Below are 16910 nucleotides of genomic sequence, written 5' to 3'. Positions count from 1 at the left end.
CCGGCTTTCTCCCTTGATTCTCCCCTCGGTAAACGAAAAACGCCGCACCCGTCGGGGTGCGGCGTCGATGGCTTACGTCAGGATCAGCGCGCGCTGATCCTGCGGCTGACCTTGGCCGCGCCCTCCGCCTGCGGCACCGGATTGTTGGTCTCCACCAGCAGGGTGGTCGACGAGGCGACGGCGCCGTTCAGGTCGAGGTATTGCACCCCGCCGTAGTAGCGCTTGCCGGTCGGCAGGCCGGTCCAGCTGGCCGTGACGGTGGCCACGTTGCCGGCGTAGACCCGGCTCGGCGCGGCCGCCTTCAGCGCGCCGGCGGTGTCGCTGCGGGTGACCACGGCCGACGACAGGTTGAAGTCGGTCGAGACGCCGTCGGCCGGCGCGTAGCCGACCACGCAGACGCGGTAGTTGCCCGGCGCCGGGCTGTTCAGGCGCACCCATTCGGTCGAGCCGCCGCGCAGGCTGCCGCCGGCCACGCTGCCGTCCGGATTGAGCACCACCAAGTCGAGGTCGTCACCGCCATTGGACGAGGTGTCGCGGTCGAACAGTTCGAACGCGGCGGCCACCGTGTTGGCCGGGATGGTCACCGGAATGGCGCGCACGCCGACCGTGTTGGCCACGCACGCGGCGGCCACGTCGGCGGCCGTGTCGAGCGGCTCCAGGATGGCCGGCACGGTTTGCGTGGCGCCCCGGGTGACTTCCTTGAGGCCGCCGACGGCCGTGCCCATGCGGCCGTTGAAGCCGGTCAGCACGCTCAACAGCACCGTGCTCGAAGGGCGCGTGCTGGTCGTCAATGCCGGCGACGAGACGGCCCGGCCGCTGCGCGCCGTCAACGGCACGCGCACCACGTGGTTGGCGTCGGTCCAGGTGACGTTACCGTATTGCCATTCGTTGAACGCGGCGTTGGTGCGGGTCAGCTTGACCGTGTAGCTGGCGCTGGCGTTGGGCGCCAGGGTCAGCGTGGTCGGCGCCAGGACGGCGTCGAAGCCGGGCAGGCTGGCGCTGCCGCTATAGGTGGCGGCGCTGGTGCCGACGTTGGTGACGGTGCGGGTGACCTCGACCGTGCCGAGCGCGTTGTTGACGGTGATCGACGGCAGGTTCAGGTTGTAGCCGGTGATCGAGCCCTCGGTGCACTCGCTGCTAAAGCCGGCGCCGCACTGGTAGCGCTTGTAGTCGCGCGCGCCCAGGTCGTACACCAGGCCCGGGTCGCTGGCGCCCTTGGCGTTGTAGGCGCGGCCGTCGGCCGGATGCGGCACGGTGCCGTACGGATTGATGTGGCCGGCGCCCTGGGCCCACGGCAGCACGCCTTGCTGCAGCCCGGTCAGGGCGTCGGCGAAGGTCGGCGTGGCGCTGGTCATCAGCGCCGACTTGATCGCCGCCGGCGACCAGGCCGGGTGCAGCTGCTTGAGCAGCGCGGCCACGCCGGCCACGTGCGGCGACGACATCGACGTGCCCTGGTACAGCGCCCAGGCCGGCGGCGGCGTCAGGGTGCCGTTGATGACGTTGGTGCGCTGGGCGGCGGTCAGCGCGGGCGTGACGCCGGCCAGGATGTCGACGCCGGGGGCGGTGACGTCCGGCTTGAGCACGTTGCCGTCGTAGCGGTTCGGGCCGCGCGAGGAGAAGCCGGCCGAGACCGGCGCGTTCGGCACGATCACGTTGCTGAACACGCTCAGCGCGGCGACCGGATTCTGCGCCGCCGCGTACGCCTTGATGGCGTCGCCGTCGGCCTTGGTTACGTGCACCGTCGGCACCGAATGGATCTCGGCCACCAGGCCGGAACCGTTGTCGACCATGATCATGCCGACGCCGCCGGCCTGCTTGACGGCCAGGCTCTTGTCGACGCGGGCGTTGGTGCCGCGCACGCAGGTGACGACCTTGCCGGCCACCTTGGCCGGGTCGAGCGTGGGGCCGCCGTTGCCGCCGACGCTGTAGCACAGGCGCGCCTCGGCGGCGCTGGCGCCGGCCAGCACCGCGTCCTCGGAGCGGATCAGCGGGGTGTTGGGCAGGGCCTTGTTGTTGAGCGAGACGCCCTTGTAGCTGGCGCTGTTGCCCAGGGTGACGGTGCCCTGGAACACGCGGTTGTTGACGGCGGCGGCGATCGTGGCCAGCCACGGGCTCACGTGGTTGACCTCGTTGGCGGGGCCGTCGTTGCCGGCCGAGGCGGCCACGAACACGCCGGCGTTGGTCGCGTGCAGGAACGCTTGTTCGACCGCGTCGTTGATGACGGTGCCGCCGCTGATCGAGTAGTTGAGCACGTCGACGCCGTCGGTGACGGCTTGTTCGACGGCGGCCACCGCGTCCGAGCCCCAGCAGCTGTTCTTGCCGCCGGTCGGGTCGCTCGCGTCGTTGTAGCTCCAGCAAATCTTATAGGAGGCGATGCGCGCGCGCGGGGCGATGCCCGAGGTCTGGCCCATGGCGATGTTGTCGCCCAGGGTGGCCGTCACGCCGTTATTGCCGGCCGCCGTGGTCGAGGTGTGGGTGCCGTGGCCGCCATGGCCGACGGTGCCGCCGATCGAATCGCGCGGCGAGACGAACTCGGTCCAGTGCAGCTGGCGCCCGGTGGCCTTGAAGCCGTCGATGAAGTAGCGCGCGCCGATCAGCTTGTTGTTGCAGTAGGCCACGGTGAAGCCTTCGCCGGTGTCGCAGCCGCCCTGCCAGCCGGCCAGCGGCGTATAGGCCAGCGTGCCGCTGTTGTCCCAGGTCGGTTTGCCGTTGGCGTCGATCCGGTCGGCATAGGACAGGCTCTCGGGCCAGATGCCGCCGTCGATGATGCCGACGACGACGCCTTCGCCGGCGCCCTCCTTGCCGCCGAGCTGGCTCCACAGGCCGTTCGGGCCGTCCAGGCCGAGGAAGGTGGGCGTGTAGTTGGTCAGCATCTGGCGCGGGGTGTCGGCGGTGATGTTGGCCACGGCCGTGTTGGCCTTGAGCGCGCGCACCTCGTCGTCGGTGAGCATGGCCGAGAAGCCGTTGAGCACCACCTTGTAGTCGTACAGCATCGGCGCGGCGGCCACGGCCGCCTTGACCGACTGCTGCTTCTGGATCAGGTAGCCGCTGTAGGCCTGGGCGGCGCTGGTGTTGAGGTCGAGCCGCGCGCCGGCGGCCGGCTTGGTGGCGGCGATGCCGGCGACGCCGCCGGTGTAGGACGACAGCGGCTTGTCGGCCAGTTGCACGATGTATGGACGGCGCGTGTCGTCGGCGTGCGCGGCCAGGCTCAGGCCGGACAACAGCAGCAGGACCGCTGCGGAAACAGGGCGTAGTTTCATTGTGTTATTCCTCGATGGATGGCTCAAACGGCTTGGACGTGTGCTTGGGCTTGCTTGCGGCGGCGCGCGGCGCCGACCACGCCGAGCAGGCCGGCGCCCATCATCAGCCACGTCGACGGCTCGGGAACGGGCGCGGCCACCGACGAGGCGATGGTGATGTTGTCGATGGCGAATTGGCCCAGGCCGGTGCTGAACGCCGAGCAGTTGCCGTTGGCGTCGCACACGAAGGCGAAGAAGTACAAGCTGGTGAAGTTGCCGTTGTTGAACAGCGACGACGAGTTGTAGCTGCCGAACTCGAAGCCTTCGCTGCCGGGGGCGTAGAACGAGTAGTCTTCGTACACCGTGCTGTTGTCGGCGCGGAAGCCCTGCACGCGCAGGAAGCCCGGCGTTGCCGGGTAGTCGTAGGCGTTCGAGCCGAGGAAGGACGCGTCGAACGATTTCAGGCCGAAGGCCGCGCCCGGGGTGGTGCTGGTCAGTTCGAGGTAGCCGTCGTTGATGAAGGTCGCGTAGGTGCTGTCGCTGGCCGGGCACTGCAGGAAACCGCACGAGTCCACCGAGTCGGTGCCGTCGATGATGGCGCCGACCGCGTCGCCGGTCTGCGCGTCGGGGTCGTTGGAGTAGGCGCCGATGTTGAAGCCCTGGCTGACGATGGCGTCCTTGTGGGTCAGGCCGATCGGCGCCAGACCGTTGAAGTCGATGGTGACGTCGGCATGGGCCGACGGCAGGACGGCCATGGTCAGGCCGGCGAGGATGGTTGCACGGACCAATTGTGTCAGTCGGAGGCTCGACGCGGCGCGTGGCGCATCGGTGGGGAACGAGCTGCGTTTCATGTATCTACCCTTTTGTGAGTGAAGTGAACGATGGCGTTGATGCCCCTTGACGCGCCGGGACAAGCGTGTGCTCCCGTCTGCGCGGGAGATGTCAATAATAGTAGCAACCCCGACAATAAATTGGCAAAAAGTTTATAAATGAAAATTCGGGTAACTAGCTTTTTCGCAGCGATAAATTCGGTTTCCGCTGGAGGCGGCGCTGAACCGGGGTTGTGCTTGCGTGTGAACAATTCGCAACATTGTTGAGGATGCACAAAGAAGGTGCAGGCCGCCGGCCAGTTTTACGGTAGCGTATCCACCCCCAAAAATCGCCGCGCAAACGACAAGGCGCCGCCCCCGTGAAGGGGCGGCGCCTGATCGGCCGCGGCGTTCGCCGCGGCCGGCTACCAGCGACGAACGCTTACTTCGTGATGGCCGACTTCGGACGCGGGCCCGACAGCACCAGCGGCAGCGGATCGTTGGTCTCGACCAGCAAGGCCGTGGTGGCGGCCACCGCGCCGGCCGGGTTGAGGAACTGCGCCCCACCCAGGTAGCGCTTGCCCGTCGCCAGGCCGCTCCAGCTGGCCGTGACGGTGGCGGCGCTGCCGGCGTACACCTTGCCCGGCGTGGTCAGGCGCAGGTTGCCGCCGACATCGGCGCGACCGACCACCGCCGACGACAGCGTGTAGTCGGTGGCCACCTTGTCGGCCGGCGCGTAGCCGACCACGCAGGCGCGGTAGGCGCCGGCGGCCGGGCTGTTGAGCATGACCGACTCGTTGGAGCCGCCGTTCAGGCTGGAGGCGGCGATGCTGCCGTCCGGCGCCAGCAATACCAGGTCCAGATCGTCGTTGCCGTTACCCGAGGAGGTGTCGCGGTCGAACAGTTCGACCGACAGCACCACCGCGTCCGCCGGCACGCTCAGCGGCGTGACGACGGTGCCGACCACGTTGGCGCGGCAGGCGGCGGCCGAAGCCTCCAGGTCCGCCGGCGGCGCGCCGACGAAGGCGCGCACCGTTTGCGCGGTGCGGCTGATTTCCTTGAGGCCGCCGGCGGCCACGCCGAGGCGTCCGGTGAAGCCGGTGTTCACGCTCAGCAAGGTGGTGCTGGTGGTGCGCGTGCTCTTGGCCAGATCCTTCGCCACGACCTGCTTGCCTTCGCGGGCGCTGACCGGCATGCGCACGATGTGGCTGCCGTCGGTGAGCACCAGCTCGCCGAACTGCCAGACGTTGGCCGGCGCCGTGGTGCGGGTCAGCTTGACCGTGAAGCTGGCGCTGGCGTTCGGCGCCAGGGTCAGCGAGGCCGGCGAGACCGTCACGCTGTAGCCCGGCAAGGTGGCGCTGGCGGTGTAGGGCGCCGTGCCGGCGCCAACGTTGGTCACCGTGCGCAGCACGTCGGTCGAGCCGAGCGTGTTGCCGACGGTGATCGACGGCAGGTTCAGGTTGTAGCCGGCGATGTTGCCCGACGCGCATTGCGCGCTGATGCCCGCGCCGCACTGGTATTTTTTGTAGTCGAGCGCGCCGAGGTCGAACACCAGGCCCGGATCGGCGGCGCCGCCCGGGTTGTAGGCTTTGCCGTCGGCCGGACGGCGCACGCTGCCGACCGGGTTGACGTGGCCGGCGCCCTGGGCCCACGGCAAGGTGCCGGTTTGCGGGCTCGGCAGGTTGTCGGTGAAGGTCGGGGTGGCGGTGGTCATCATGGCCGACTTGATGGCGGCCGGCGACCAGGTCGGGTGCAGTTGCTTGAGCAGCGCGGCGATGCCGGCCACGTGCGGCGACGACATCGAGGTGCCGTCGTACAGCGCCCAGGCCAGCGGCACCGGCGACAGGGTGCCGCTGACCAGGTTGGCGCGTTGGGCCGCTGTCAGGTCCGGCGTGACGCCGGCCAGCACGTTCGCGCCCGGCGCCGTCAGGTCCGGCTTGAGCACGTTGGCGTCGTAGCGGTTCGGTCCGCGCGAGGAGAAGCCGGTGATCACCGGCGCCGGCGTGGTGCTGGCGCCGATGGTGAAGCGGCTGATCGCGGCGGTGGCGCCGGCGGTGGTGGCGTAGGTCTTGACCAGCGCGCCGTCGGCGGCGCTGATGTGCACCGTCGGCACCACGTGCGGATCGGCCACCAGGCCGCCGCCGTTGTCGACCAGGATCATGCCCACGCCGCCGGCTTCCTTGACGGCCAGGCTCTTGTCGAGGCGGTCGTTGGTGCCGCGGTCGCAGGTGACGACCTTGCCGGCCACCTTGGCCGGGTCGAGCGCCGGCGCGCCGCCGTTCCAGCCGGTGCTGTAGCACAGGCGGCCGGCGGTGACGGCCACGCCGGCCACGCGCGCATCCTCGCCGCGCACCAGCGGCGAGGACGGCAGCGCGGTGGCGTTGAGCGAGTAACCCTTGTACTGGGCGCCGTTGCCCAAGGTGGCGGTGGCGCCGAACACCCGGTCGTGGCTCGAGGCGGCGACGGTGGCCAGCCACGGGCTGATGTGGGCGACCTGGTTGCCCGGGCCGCTGTTGCCGGCCGAGGCGGCGACGAACACGCCGGCGTTGACCGCGTGCAGGAAGGCCTGGTCGACCGGATCGGCCAGCGTCTCGCCGCCGCCGATCGAGAAGTTGAGCACGTTCACGCCGTCGATCACGGCCCGTTCGATCGCCGCCACCGAGTCCTGGCCCCAGCAGCTGTTCTTGCTGCCCGTGGCCTCGGTCGGGGCGACGAAGGTCCAGCATACCTTGTAGGAGGCGATGCGCGCGCGCGGGGCCATGCCCGAGACGTCGCCGACGCCCGCGCCGCCCAGGTTGGCGGCCACGCCGTTGTTGCCGCCGGCCGTGGTCGAGGTGTGGGTGCCGTGGCCGCCGTGGCCGGTGGCCCCGCCGAGCGAGTCGCGCGGCGAGACGAACTCGGTCCAGTGCAGTTCCCGGCCGGTGCTGTCGAAGCCGTCCTTGAAGTAGCGCGCGCCGATCAGCTTGTTGTTGCAGGCGGCCACGGTGAAGCCTTCGCCGTCCTGGCAGCCGCCCTGCCAGTTGGCCGGCGCGTCGTAGACCAGGGTGCCGCTGTTGGCGAAGGTCGGCTTGCCGTTGGCGTCGACACGGTCGGCGTAGGACGGGTTTTCCGGCCAGATGCCGGTGTCGATGATGCCGATGACGATGTCCTCGCCGGCGTTGGCCTTGCCGCCGAGCTGGCTCCACAGGCCGGCCGCGCCGTCCAGGCCGAGGAAGGCGGGGGTGTAGTTGGTCAGCGGCTCGCGCGCGACGTCGGCGGTGACGGCGGCGACGTTGCCGTTCGCTTGCAGCGCGCGCACCTCGTCGTCGGTCAGCATGGCCGAGAAGCCGTTGAGCACGACTTTGTAGTCATACACCAGCGGCGCGTTGGCCACCAGCGCCTTGACGCTTTGCTGCTTTTGCGCCAGGTAGGCGCTGTAGGCCTGGGCGGCGGCCGTGGTGAGGTTGAGCTTGGAGCCGGCGACCGGCTTGGTGGCGGCCAGGCCGGCGATGCCGCCGGTGTAGGACGACACCGGCTGGTCGGCCAGTTGCACGATGTAGGGACGGCGCGTGTCGTCGGCGTGGGCCGGCGCCACAAGCGCCGTCAGCAGCAGCGCGATGGCGGCGGAAATGGGACGTAGTTTCATCGATGGTTCTTTCGGAATGGAGTGGGGACTCAGGCGGCGCTGGTGCTGCGGGCGGCGGCGCGGCGGCGGGCGGCGGTGCCGACGGCCAGCAGGCCGGCGCCGAGCATCAGCCAGGTCTGCGGTTCGGGCACGGGGGTGACCGCGCTGGTGCCGAAACTGATGTTGTCGATGGCGAACTGGCCGCGGCCGGTGGTGCCGGCGTAGCAGCTGCCGCTGTCGTCGCACACGGCGCCGAAGAAGTCGAAGCCCAGGTACTTGGACATGCCGAAGTCGGCGGCGGTGTTGTACACGCCGAACTGGAAGCCGCTGGCGCCGGGGCCGCCCAGCGCGTAGGTGATCTGGTCGAAGCCGCCGCCGGCGATGAAGCCGCGCACCACCAGCAGGCCGGCCGTGGCCGGATAGCTGAAGCTGCTCGAGCCGAGGAAGCTGGCGTCGAAGGAATTGAGGCTCAGCAGTTGGCCCGGCGTGGTGCTGGTGATCTCGATGATGCCGTCGTTGAGGCCGGTCAGGTAGCTGCCGTCGCTGGCCGGGCATTGCAGGGCGCCGCAGGCGGCCACCGAATCGGTGCCGTCGACGATGGCGCCGACCACGTCGCTCGGTTGGGCGTCCGGGTCGAAGCTGTAGCCGGCGATCTGCAAACCGTCGATGGTGAACGCCCGTTGCACGGTCAGCTCGCCAGAGGCCTGGTTGCCGAAGGTGAGCGTGGTGTCGGCGCGGGCCGGGGACAGGGCGGCCAGGGTCAGGCCGGCGAGCAAGACGGCGCGGGCCAATTGTGTCGGCCGGGTGCGCGGTGCCGCGTGTGGCGCGGCGGGGAGGAGCGAGCTACGATTCATGAATCAACCTTTGGTAAGTGAGGCCACGATGGCGATGGGCTCCCCGGCCGGCGCGGAGACGGCCGCCGCACGACAGGGATGGCAAATAGCTTAGCAAGCGTAACAATAAAGATGTGGGAGAATTAATAATATTGTTTCGTGCGACGGCGGTTCGATCGCCGAAAACCCCGGCGGAGCATGCAGGCATGCGGTTTGCAAGGCACCCGCCCGCTGTGATTTATTTACAACATTGTGGCGCGCGCGGCTGTTGGCGCGGCCGGCCGCGCGCGCGGGGCTGGCGGGCTGAAGAAAAGATTGTCTAGCTGGCAAACCGCATGGTAGTCTTGCCCCTGCGGCGGGCACCGCCGCGCAGCTCCGGCAAGCAGCGGAACATCTCGGGTTAATTAAGGAGTTGGTCGGATGGAAGTGGCGAAGAATCGCGGTTGGACGGCGGCCCGCAAGGCCGGCGGCTTCACGTTGTTGGAACTGCTGGTGGTGATCGTCATCATCGGTCTGTTGGCGGCCTATGTCGGCCCCAAATATTTCGCCCAGCTGGGCAAGTCCGAGGTGACCATCGCCAAGGCGCAGATCGACGCGTTCGAGAAATCGCTCGACACCTACCGCCTCGACGTCGGCCGCTACCCGACCACCGAGGAGGGGCTGGGCGCGCTGGTGGTGGCGCCGGCCACGGCGGGCGCCAAATGGAACGGCCCGTACCTGAAAAAGGGCGTGCCGCCCGATCCGTGGGGCCACCCTTACCAATACAAGGCGCCCGGCGCCAAGGCCGAGTTCGAGATCATCTCGCTGGGACGCGACGGCCAGCCCGGCGGCGCCGGCGAGGACGCCGACATCGGCGCGCAGTAAGCGTTCGGGTCCACCCCACGCGCCGCGCCCACCGCCGACCTCTCCCCACCGTCAACGAAAGCCGCATTCGTCATGCAGTTCGATGTCCGCACCTTGTCGGCCGATATGGTCATCGCCCATCTGCTCATCGATGGCCGCGATGAGGCCGACGCGCGCCGCCAGGTCGAGGCGCGCGGCCTGTTCGTCAGCGCCATCGCGCCGGCGCGCGGCGGCCTGACCGGCAAGGGCCGCGCCGGCAGGCGGCCGGCGCTCTCGCTGGTATTGTTCAGCCAGGAGTTGCTGGCGCTGCTGACGGCCGGGTTGGGCATCGTCGAGGGGCTCGAGGCGCTGTTGGAAAAAGAGGCCAATCCGGCCACGCGCGGCGTGCTCGAGCGGCTGCTGGCCGGCCTGCGCGAGGGCCAGCGCTTCTCGGCCGTGCTGGCCGAGCAGCCGGAACTGTTCCCGCCGCTCTACATCGGCATCGTCAAGGCGGCCGAGGGCACCTCCGACCTGCCGCGCTCGCTGTCGCGCTTCATCGATTACCAGCAGCGCATCGACCTGGTGCGCGGCAAGCTGGTGTCGGCCGCCATCTACCCTTGCATCCTGCTGCTGGTCGGCGGCGGCGTCAGCCTGTTTTTGATCGGCTACGTGGTGCCGCGCTTCGCCGAGGTCTACCAGGGCGCCGGGCGCGACCTGCCGTGGCTGTCGCAGCAGATGCTCAACTGGGGCCAGTTCGCCAGCCAGCACACCACGCTGATGTTGGGCGGCATCGCGGCGGCGCTGGCGGCGCTGGTGCTGACGGTGCGCCACCTGATGGGCAGCGGCGGCATCGTCCGCTTGCTGAGCCGGCTGCCGGGCATCGGCGAGCGCGTGCGCATCTATGAATTGTCGCGGCTGTACCTGACCTTGGGCATGCTCAGCGAGGGCGGCATCACCATCGTGCACGCCATCGAGACGGTGCAGGGCATGGTCTCGGCCGGCATCCGCCAGAACCTGCAGGCGGCGCGCGCGGCCATCGAGGCCGGCTTGCCGCTGTCGACCGCCTTCGAGGCCAACCAGCTGACCACGCCGATCTCGCTGCGCATGCTGCGCGTGGGCGAGCGGACCGGCGACATGGGGCCGATGCTGACGCAGTCGGCGGCCTTCTACGACGGCGAGATCACCCGCTGGATCGACCGTTTCACCCGCACCTTCGAACCGCTGCTGATGGCCGCCATCGGCCTGATCGTCGGCGCCATCGTGGTGCTGCTTTACATGCCGATCTTTGATCTGGCCGGAGACATGTCATGACGGCCCAGGCCAATCCCGTTGATGCCGGCGTCGCCGCTTCCGCCTTGCCGGCGCTGGACACGGCGCTGGTGGCGCGCGCCCGCCATCTGCGCCAGCAGTCGAAACGCACCTTGGTCGAGGAGCTCGAAGCGCTCAGCGGCATGGAGCCGCGCCTGGTGGTGCAAGCGCTGGCGCAGCCGTTCGGCATGACGGTGCTCGAGACGGTCGACATGCTGGCCTTCGTGCCGGCCTTCGACCTGCTGCCGCTGTCGCAGGCGATGGCGCGCCACTGCGTGCTGCTGCGCGGCTTCGACGGCGTGGTGGTCGGCGTCATCGCCGATCCGTTCGACCTCGATCTGCAAACCTGGCTCGGCACGCAGGCGCGCGCCACGCCGCACGCGCCGCTGCCGGTGCGCCTGGCGCTGCAGGCCGACATCCAGGCCTATTTGTCCAAGCAGGAGGAATCGGCGCGCGCCACCGACTCGCTGCTGCCCGGCGCCAGCGAGGGCCGGCGCGACGGCAAGACCGCCGCCGTGCTGTCGTTCGCGTCGGTGTCGGAGGCGGCCAGTCCGGCGGTCCGCCTGGTCAACTCCACCTTGTACGACGCCTTGAAGGCCGGCGCCTCCGACATCCACCTGGAGAGCACCTCCGGCGGCCTGGCCGTCAAGTACCGGGTCGACGGCGTGCTCGATCACGCCACTGCCGTCAACGGCATCGAGGTGGCCGAACAAATCATCTCGCGCCTGAAGGTGCTGGCCGAACTCGATATCGCCGAGCGCCGCGTGCCGCAGGACGGCAGCTTCCGGGTCGAGGCCAACGGCCGCGAGATCGACCTGCGCGTGTCCATCATGCCGAGCATCCACGGCGAGGACGCCGTCATCCGTATCCTCGACAAGCGCGCCATGATCGAGGCCTACGGCTCGCTGACCTTGGAGGCGCTGGGCTTCGACGCGCCGTCGCTGGCGACCCTGCGGGTGCTGGCGCAGGAGGCCTACGGCATGCTGCTGGTGACCGGGCCGACCGGCTCGGGCAAGACCACCACCTTGTACGCGGCGCTGACCGAGATCCACAACGGCCGCGAAAAGATCATCACCATCGAGGACCCGGTCGAATACCAGCTGCCAGGCATCCTGCAAATTCCCGTCAACGAAAAGAAGGGCCTGACCTTCGCCAAGGGCCTGCGCTCGATCCTGCGCCACGATCCGGACAAGATCATGGTGGGCGAGATCCGCGACCGCGAGACGGCGGAAATCGCCGTGCAGTCGGCGCTGACGGGCCACCTGGTGCTCACCACCGTGCACGCCAATAACGTGTTCGACGTGTTCGGCCGCTTTACCCACATGGGCATCGATCCGTACGCCTTCGTGTCGGCGTTGAACGGCATCTGGGCGCAGCGCCTGGTGCGCATCAACTGTCCGCACTGCGCGGTGGAATACACGCCGGACGACCATGAACTGGCCAGCGTCGGCCTGCGCCGCGTCGATGTCCATGATTACCGCTTCATGCAGGGGCCGGGCTGCGGCGACTGCCGTGGCACCGGTTACAAGGGGCGCCGCTCGATCGCCGAGATACTGACCTTGAACGACGAGATCCGCGAGCTGATCGTCGACAAGCGGCCGATCCGCCAGATCAAACAGGCGGCCTACGACAACGGCACGCGCAGCCTGCGCCAGGCCGCGCTGGAACTGGTCAAGCGTGGCGGCACCACTTTGGCCGAAATCAAACGGGTGACCTTGCATGCGTAGAGCCATCGGACAATCGCTGCGCATCGGCGTGGCAGGCCACGCGGTCAGCCTGGTGCGCGTGAGCCGCTGGCGCGGAGAGCCCTTCACCGTGCTGGCGGAACACGCGTTCGCGCCGTCGGCCGCGCATCCGTTCGACGCCATCGCCAACGCCTTGCGCGCGCTGCTGGGCGAACAGGATGTGGGCGGCTGGCTCGCCAGCATCGTGCTGGCCGACGAATTGACGCGCATATGGCGCGTCACACCGCCGCCCGGCGCCACCCGCCTGGACGACATGGAGGCGGCGGCCGGCCTGCGCTTCCAGTCGCTGTACGGCGAGGCGCCGTCGGCCTGGAAGATATCGGCCGACTGGAACGCGACCGAGCCGTTCTTCGCCGCCGCCATGCCGCGCGCGCTGCTGGCCGTGCTGGAGCTGGTGGCGCGGGAATTCAAACTGTCCATCGTCGGCGTCGAACCGCATTTTGTCAGCGCCTGGAACCGTTGGCGGCGCGGCATGAAGCAGGGCGCCTGGTTTGGCCTGCTGCACGACAATCTGCTGACGCTGGCGGCGATCGACGCCAGTGCCGGGAAGGGCAAAGGCGGGCAAGCGATGCGGGCGATCCGCGCGCTGCCGGTGCCGCCCGGCGCCGATCCGGCATGGCTGACGCAGACCTTGAAGCGCGAAGCGCTGCTGCTCGATATGCCGCCGCCGGAACTGCTGCAGCTGTGCGGCGCAGCATCGGCCAGCGCGGCCAGCGCCGCCGCGTGGACGCGCTCCACCGGCACTGCCGCGCAGATTCCGTGCGAGGCGCTCGATCAGGCGCAGCAGGCCGGCGGCGCCGGGCTGTCGATGGCGGCGCTGCTGGCGCGCGGCGGGAGCCTGGCATGACCAAAAACGCGATGCACATCGACTTCGCGCCGCGCAGCCTGCGCCGCACCCTGTTCCACACGCATCCGGCGCTGCTGGCGCTGGGCGCCGCCGGACTGCTGCTGTGCGCGGGCGCGGCCTTGGGCGGCTGGAAGCTGGTCGAGCAAAAGCGCGAGCGTGAACAGCAGCTGCGCCATATCCAGCAACGCGCGGCCGCCATGTCGGCGCGGCCGGTGGAGGTGGCGCGGGTGGTGATACCGGAAGGGCAGGCGGCCTTCGTCAACGGCGCCATCATGCAATTAAACCTGCCATGGCGCGAACTGCAGGACGCCGTGGCCGCCGCCACGCCGCGCAACGTGGCGCTGGTGGCGATGGAGCCGGACCCGCGCAAGCAGGTGCTCAAGATCACCGCCGAGACCAAGACCAGCGACGATATGGTGGACTACGTGGCGGAACTCAAACAGCAGGAAACCTTCAGTGGCGTGGTGCTGACGCGCCACGAGATCAACGACCAGGACCCGTTGCGGCCCTTGCGCTTCCAGTTGGAGGCCACATGGATAACCCGGTGAGCACCATGAACGCCGTGAACGCGCGGGCGCTGGCGCTGCGCGCGCGCCTGATGTTGCTGCGCCTCGGCGCGCCGGCCTGCGTGGCCATCGCCTTGTGCGTGGCCGGCGTGGCGGCGTGGGCGTGGCTGTTGCCGCAGCGCGCGGCGCAGGCGCGGGTGATGGCGCGGCCGTTGCCGGCGCCGTCCTCGCTGGTGACCGCGCCGCCGCCGCCATCGGCCAACCAGAACCTGGCCGACTTCTATCAGGTGCTGGGTGAGAAGCGCTACGCGGAACAGCAGGTCAAGGTGTTGTTCGACCTGGCCGCGAAATCCAATCTGGTACTGAGCCAGGGCGAGTACAAGTCGGCCTACGACAAGGCCAGCCGCGTCAGCACCTACCAGATCATCCTGCCGGTCAAGGGACCGTACCAGGCCATCTGGCAGTTCGCCATGCAGGGTTTGCGCGAGATGCCGTTTGCCTCGCTCGACGAAATCGGCTTCCGCCGCGACACCATCGCCGATGCGACGGTGGAGGCGCGCCTGCGCTTCACCTTGTACCTCAAGGACGGCGAGCCATGAAGCCTTATCACATCGCGATGGGGGTGGCGCTGGCCGGCGCCGCCGCGCTGGTGATCTTCGGCGACAACACGCCGTCGTCGGACATCGCCGAGCCGGTCGCGCGCCCCGCCAAGGCGCCGGGCGCGGTGGCCGCGGCGCCCGTCGATCGCTCCGACAAGGACGGTAAGGCGGCGGCGGACGCGATGATCCTGCGGCTGGTGCCGCGCGCCACGCTGGTGGGCGGCTCGGCCGACGCCAGCTTCGGCGCCGGCGAGGGAGTGTTCCTGGGTCAGAACTGGAATCCGCCGCCGCCGCCGCCGCCGCCGCAGTCGCAATCGAACGCGCCGCCACCACCGCCGACGGCGCCCCCGGTTCCTTTCAATTACTTCGGCAAAGCCGTCGCCGACGGCCAGTGGGAAGTTTACCTGGCGCGCGGAGACAAGACCTATGTGGTGCGCAACAAAACCGTGATCGAGGGCGCCTACCGCGTCGACCGCATCGCGCCGCCGCTGATGACCGTGACCTATCTGCCTTTGAATCAGGTACAACAGATTAATATTGGAGCATTCGACTGATGGCTAGTCATCTGAATACATGGCGCCGCCGCGCCGCGCTGCCCGCCATGCTGGCGATCGCCGTCGGCGTGAGCGGCTGCGCCGGGCAAATGGCCTTCCGCGAAGCCAACCAGCTGGTCGCCAAGGACCAGGTGGAAGCAGGCCTGCTCAAGTACCAGGAGGCCGTCAGGGCCGAACCGGGCAACGCCGAGTATCGCAGCGCCTACCTGATGGCGCGCGACCGCGCCGCGCAGCGCCTGCTCGAGCAGTCCGAGCGACAGCTGTCGGAAGGCCGTCCCGATCTGGCGGAGCAGGGCTTCCGCCGCGTTCTGGGCCTGGACCAGATGAACGAACGCGCCCGCAGCGGCCTGCGCGCGATAGAGCGCGACGGTCGCCAGGACAAACTGCTGGCCGCCGCCATCGAGCACGTGAACAAGAAGGAATACGACCTGGCCAAGCTGCGCCTGAACGCGCTGCTGACCGAGACGCCGTCGAACGAGAAGGCGCGGCTGCTGCTGCGCGAGGTGACCGAGAAAAGCGCGCAGCCGGTGGTGGAGTCGGGCCTGTCGAAGTCGTACAAGCAGCCGATCACGATCGAGTTCCGCGACGCCCCGCTCAAGCAGGTGTTCGAGGTGATCGCGCGCCGCTCCGGGCTGAACTTCGTGTTCGACAAGGACGTCAAGACCGACCAGCGCACCACCGTCATGCTGAAGAACAGCACCGTCGAATCGGCGATCTACTTCCTGCTGCTGACCAATCAGCTGGAGCAGCAGGTCATGGACGCCAACACGATCCTGATCTATCCGAACGTGGCGGCGAAGCTGAAGGAATACCAGGAAATGACGGTAAAGACCTTCTTCCTGGCCAACGCCGAGGCGAAGCTGGTGGCCAACACCCTCAAGACCATCCTCAAGTCGCGCGACGTGGTGGTCGATGAAAAACTTAATCTGCTGATCGTGCGCGACAACCCGGAGGCGATCCGCCTGGCCGAACGCCTGATCGCGGTGCAGGACGCGCCGGAGGCGGAGGTGATGCTGGAGGTGGAGATCCTGGAGGTCAAGCGCGGCACCCTGATGAATCTGGGCGTCGAGTGGCCGACCAGCGTGGGATTGACGCCGCTGTCGACCGCCGGCGGCGCCGGCCTCACCATCCGCGATTTGCGCGGTTTGAACTCGGACACCATCGGCGTCACCGGCATTTCCGCCGCCATCAACGCCAACAAGACCGACACTGATTCCAACCTGCTGGCCAATCCGCGCATCCGCGTGCGCAACAAGGAGAAGGCCAAGATCGTCATCGGCGACAAGCTGCCGGTGATCACGGCGACGGTATCGTCGGGCATCGGCGGCTTCGCCAGCGATAATGTCACCTATGTCGATGTCGGCCTGACGCTCAACGTCGAACCGACCATCTATCTGAACAACGAGGTGGCGATCCGCGTGCAGCTGGAGGTAAGCAACCTGACCAACACCATCACCACCCGCAACGGCGGCACCGCGTACCAGCTCGGCACACGCCAGGCCAGCACCATGCTGCAACTGAAGGATGGCGAGAACCAGGTGCTGGCGGGCCTGATCAACAACGAGGAGCGCGGCACCGCCAGCAAGCTGCCCGGCGCCGGCGATTTGCCGATCGTCGGACGTCTGTTCGGCAGCAAGCGTGACGACAACCAGAAGACCGAGATCGTGCTGTCGATCACGCCGCGCCTGATTCGCAATGTGCAGCGTCCGGAGGCCAGCGCCTCCGAATTCTCCGCCGGGACGGAAGCGAGCTTCCGCCGCCGTCCGGACCTGACCGTGCGCACTCCGGTGCAGTTGCCGGCGCCTCCGGGCGCATTGTCGGCGCCAGCGGCGCCCCAGGCGCCGAACAATCCCGCCAGCGTGCCGGCACCGGCGCCGGCCGAAGCACAGGGCGCGAGCACGCAGGCCATCCTGCCGCCGCCGGTGCAAGCCATGCCGCTATCGACCGGCCAGCCGGCGCCGCTGCCGGCGACGCAAGGGGTGCAGCCGCAACCGGTGCAGCCGGCGGTCGAGATTTCGCCGTCGCCGCAGCAGTGACGCCAGGG

General features: G+C 68.9%; 12 protein-coding genes. 8 read left to right on the top strand and 4 right to left on the bottom strand.

Annotated elements, in window-relative coordinates; translation table 11 throughout:
- Positions 1-83 precede the first annotated feature (83 nt).
- The 4 genes from NHH88_25440 to NHH88_25425 form a co-directional block, all read right to left on the bottom strand.
- The gene (locus NHH88_25440; protein ID USX12976.1) at positions 84-3260 is read right to left on the bottom strand and encodes a S8 family serine peptidase; all 3177 of its coding nucleotides are present in this window, start codon (positions 3258-3260) and stop codon (positions 84-86) included.
- 23 nt (positions 3261-3283) lie between these two features.
- On the bottom strand, positions 3284-4090 hold the full coding sequence (locus NHH88_25435) for an NF038120 family PEP-CTERM protein (GenBank protein ID USX12975.1): 807 nt from the start codon (positions 4088-4090) through the stop codon (positions 3284-3286).
- Between the two features lie 400 nt (positions 4091-4490).
- Positions 4491-7673, bottom strand: a complete 3183-nt coding sequence (locus tag NHH88_25430) for a S8 family serine peptidase (GenBank protein USX12974.1) — start codon at positions 7671-7673, stop codon at positions 4491-4493.
- Positions 7674-7702: 29 nt separating this feature from the next.
- A complete protein-coding gene (locus NHH88_25425) occupies positions 7703-8506 on the bottom strand; it encodes an NF038120 family PEP-CTERM protein (GenBank protein USX12973.1) in 804 nt (267 codons plus the stop codon).
- Positions 8507-8905: 399 nt separating this feature from the next.
- On the opposite strand from NHH88_25425, the gene gspG reads away from it, so the two are divergent.
- From gspG to NHH88_25385, 8 genes are all read left to right on the top strand, one after another.
- Positions 8906-9349, top strand: coding sequence for a type II secretion system major pseudopilin GspG (gspG, locus tag NHH88_25420; protein ID USX12972.1), 444 nt, complete (start codon positions 8906-8908; stop codon positions 9347-9349).
- Positions 9350-9421: 72 nt separating this feature from the next.
- Positions 9422-10618, top strand: coding sequence for a type II secretion system F family protein (locus NHH88_25415; GenBank protein ID USX12971.1), 1197 nt, complete (start codon positions 9422-9424; stop codon positions 10616-10618).
- Entirely contained in the window at positions 10615-12342 is a 1728-nt protein-coding gene (locus NHH88_25410; GenBank protein ID USX12970.1) for a GspE/PulE family protein, read from the top strand. Before NHH88_25415 ends, NHH88_25410 begins: the two co-directional genes overlap by 4 nt.
- Positions 12335-13207, top strand: coding sequence for a hypothetical protein (locus NHH88_25405; GenBank protein USX12969.1), 873 nt, complete (start codon positions 12335-12337; stop codon positions 13205-13207). Before NHH88_25410 ends, NHH88_25405 begins: the two co-directional genes overlap by 8 nt.
- The gene (locus NHH88_25400; protein ID USX12968.1) at positions 13204-13755 is read left to right on the top strand and encodes a hypothetical protein; all 552 of its coding nucleotides are present in this window, start codon (positions 13204-13206) and stop codon (positions 13753-13755) included. Before NHH88_25405 ends, NHH88_25400 begins: the two co-directional genes overlap by 4 nt.
- Positions 13740-14312 carry a hypothetical protein gene (locus NHH88_25395; GenBank protein USX12967.1) on the top strand — a complete coding sequence of 191 codons (573 nt, stop codon included), beginning with the start codon at positions 13740-13742 and terminating at the stop codon, positions 14310-14312. Before NHH88_25400 ends, NHH88_25395 begins: the two co-directional genes overlap by 16 nt.
- Positions 14309-14866 carry a hypothetical protein gene (locus NHH88_25390; protein USX12966.1) on the top strand — a complete coding sequence of 186 codons (558 nt, stop codon included), beginning with the start codon at positions 14309-14311 and terminating at the stop codon, positions 14864-14866. The genes NHH88_25395 and NHH88_25390 overlap by 4 nt, the downstream gene beginning before the upstream one ends.
- The gene (locus NHH88_25385) at positions 14866-16902 is read left to right on the top strand and encodes a general secretion pathway protein GspD (protein ID USX12965.1); all 2037 of its coding nucleotides are present in this window, start codon (positions 14866-14868) and stop codon (positions 16900-16902) included. The genes NHH88_25390 and NHH88_25385 overlap by 1 nt, the downstream gene beginning before the upstream one ends.
- The last annotated feature ends 8 nt before the right edge of the window (positions 16903-16910 follow it).

This window comes from Oxalobacteraceae bacterium OTU3CAMAD1, from assembly GCA_024123915.1.
Classification (GTDB): Bacteria; Pseudomonadota; Gammaproteobacteria; order Burkholderiales; family Burkholderiaceae_D; genus Rugamonas.
Note: the sequence above shows the minus strand (reverse complement) of the source record. Positions and strands in the feature narration are given on the sequence as shown.

Excerpts from the sequence above, each read along its gene's own strand:
- NHH88_25410 (USX12970.1), top strand. The coding sequence starts at position 10,615 with ATGACGGCCCAGGCCAATCCCGTTGATGCCGGCGTCGCCGCTTCCGCC.
- NHH88_25435 (USX12975.1), bottom strand. The coding sequence starts at position 4,090 with ATGAAACGCAGCTCGTTCCCCACCGATGCGCCACGCGCCGCGTCGAGC.
- gspG (USX12972.1), top strand. The coding sequence starts at position 8,906 with ATGGAAGTGGCGAAGAATCGCGGTTGGACGGCGGCCCGCAAGGCCGGC.
- NHH88_25440 (USX12976.1), bottom strand. The coding sequence starts at position 3,260 with ATGAAACTACGCCCTGTTTCCGCAGCGGTCCTGCTGCTGTTGTCCGGC.
- NHH88_25415 (USX12971.1), top strand. The coding sequence starts at position 9,422 with ATGCAGTTCGATGTCCGCACCTTGTCGGCCGATATGGTCATCGCCCAT.
- NHH88_25425 (USX12973.1), bottom strand. The coding sequence starts at position 8,506 with ATGAATCGTAGCTCGCTCCTCCCCGCCGCGCCACACGCGGCACCGCGC.
- NHH88_25385 (USX12965.1), top strand. The coding sequence starts at position 14,866 with ATGGCTAGTCATCTGAATACATGGCGCCGCCGCGCCGCGCTGCCCGCC.
- NHH88_25395 (USX12967.1), top strand. The coding sequence starts at position 13,740 with ATGGATAACCCGGTGAGCACCATGAACGCCGTGAACGCGCGGGCGCTG.
- NHH88_25405 (USX12969.1), top strand. The coding sequence starts at position 12,335 with ATGCGTAGAGCCATCGGACAATCGCTGCGCATCGGCGTGGCAGGCCAC.
- NHH88_25430 (USX12974.1), bottom strand. The coding sequence starts at position 7,673 with ATGAAACTACGTCCCATTTCCGCCGCCATCGCGCTGCTGCTGACGGCG.
- NHH88_25390 (USX12966.1), top strand. The coding sequence starts at position 14,309 with ATGAAGCCTTATCACATCGCGATGGGGGTGGCGCTGGCCGGCGCCGCC.
- NHH88_25400 (USX12968.1), top strand. The coding sequence starts at position 13,204 with ATGACCAAAAACGCGATGCACATCGACTTCGCGCCGCGCAGCCTGCGC.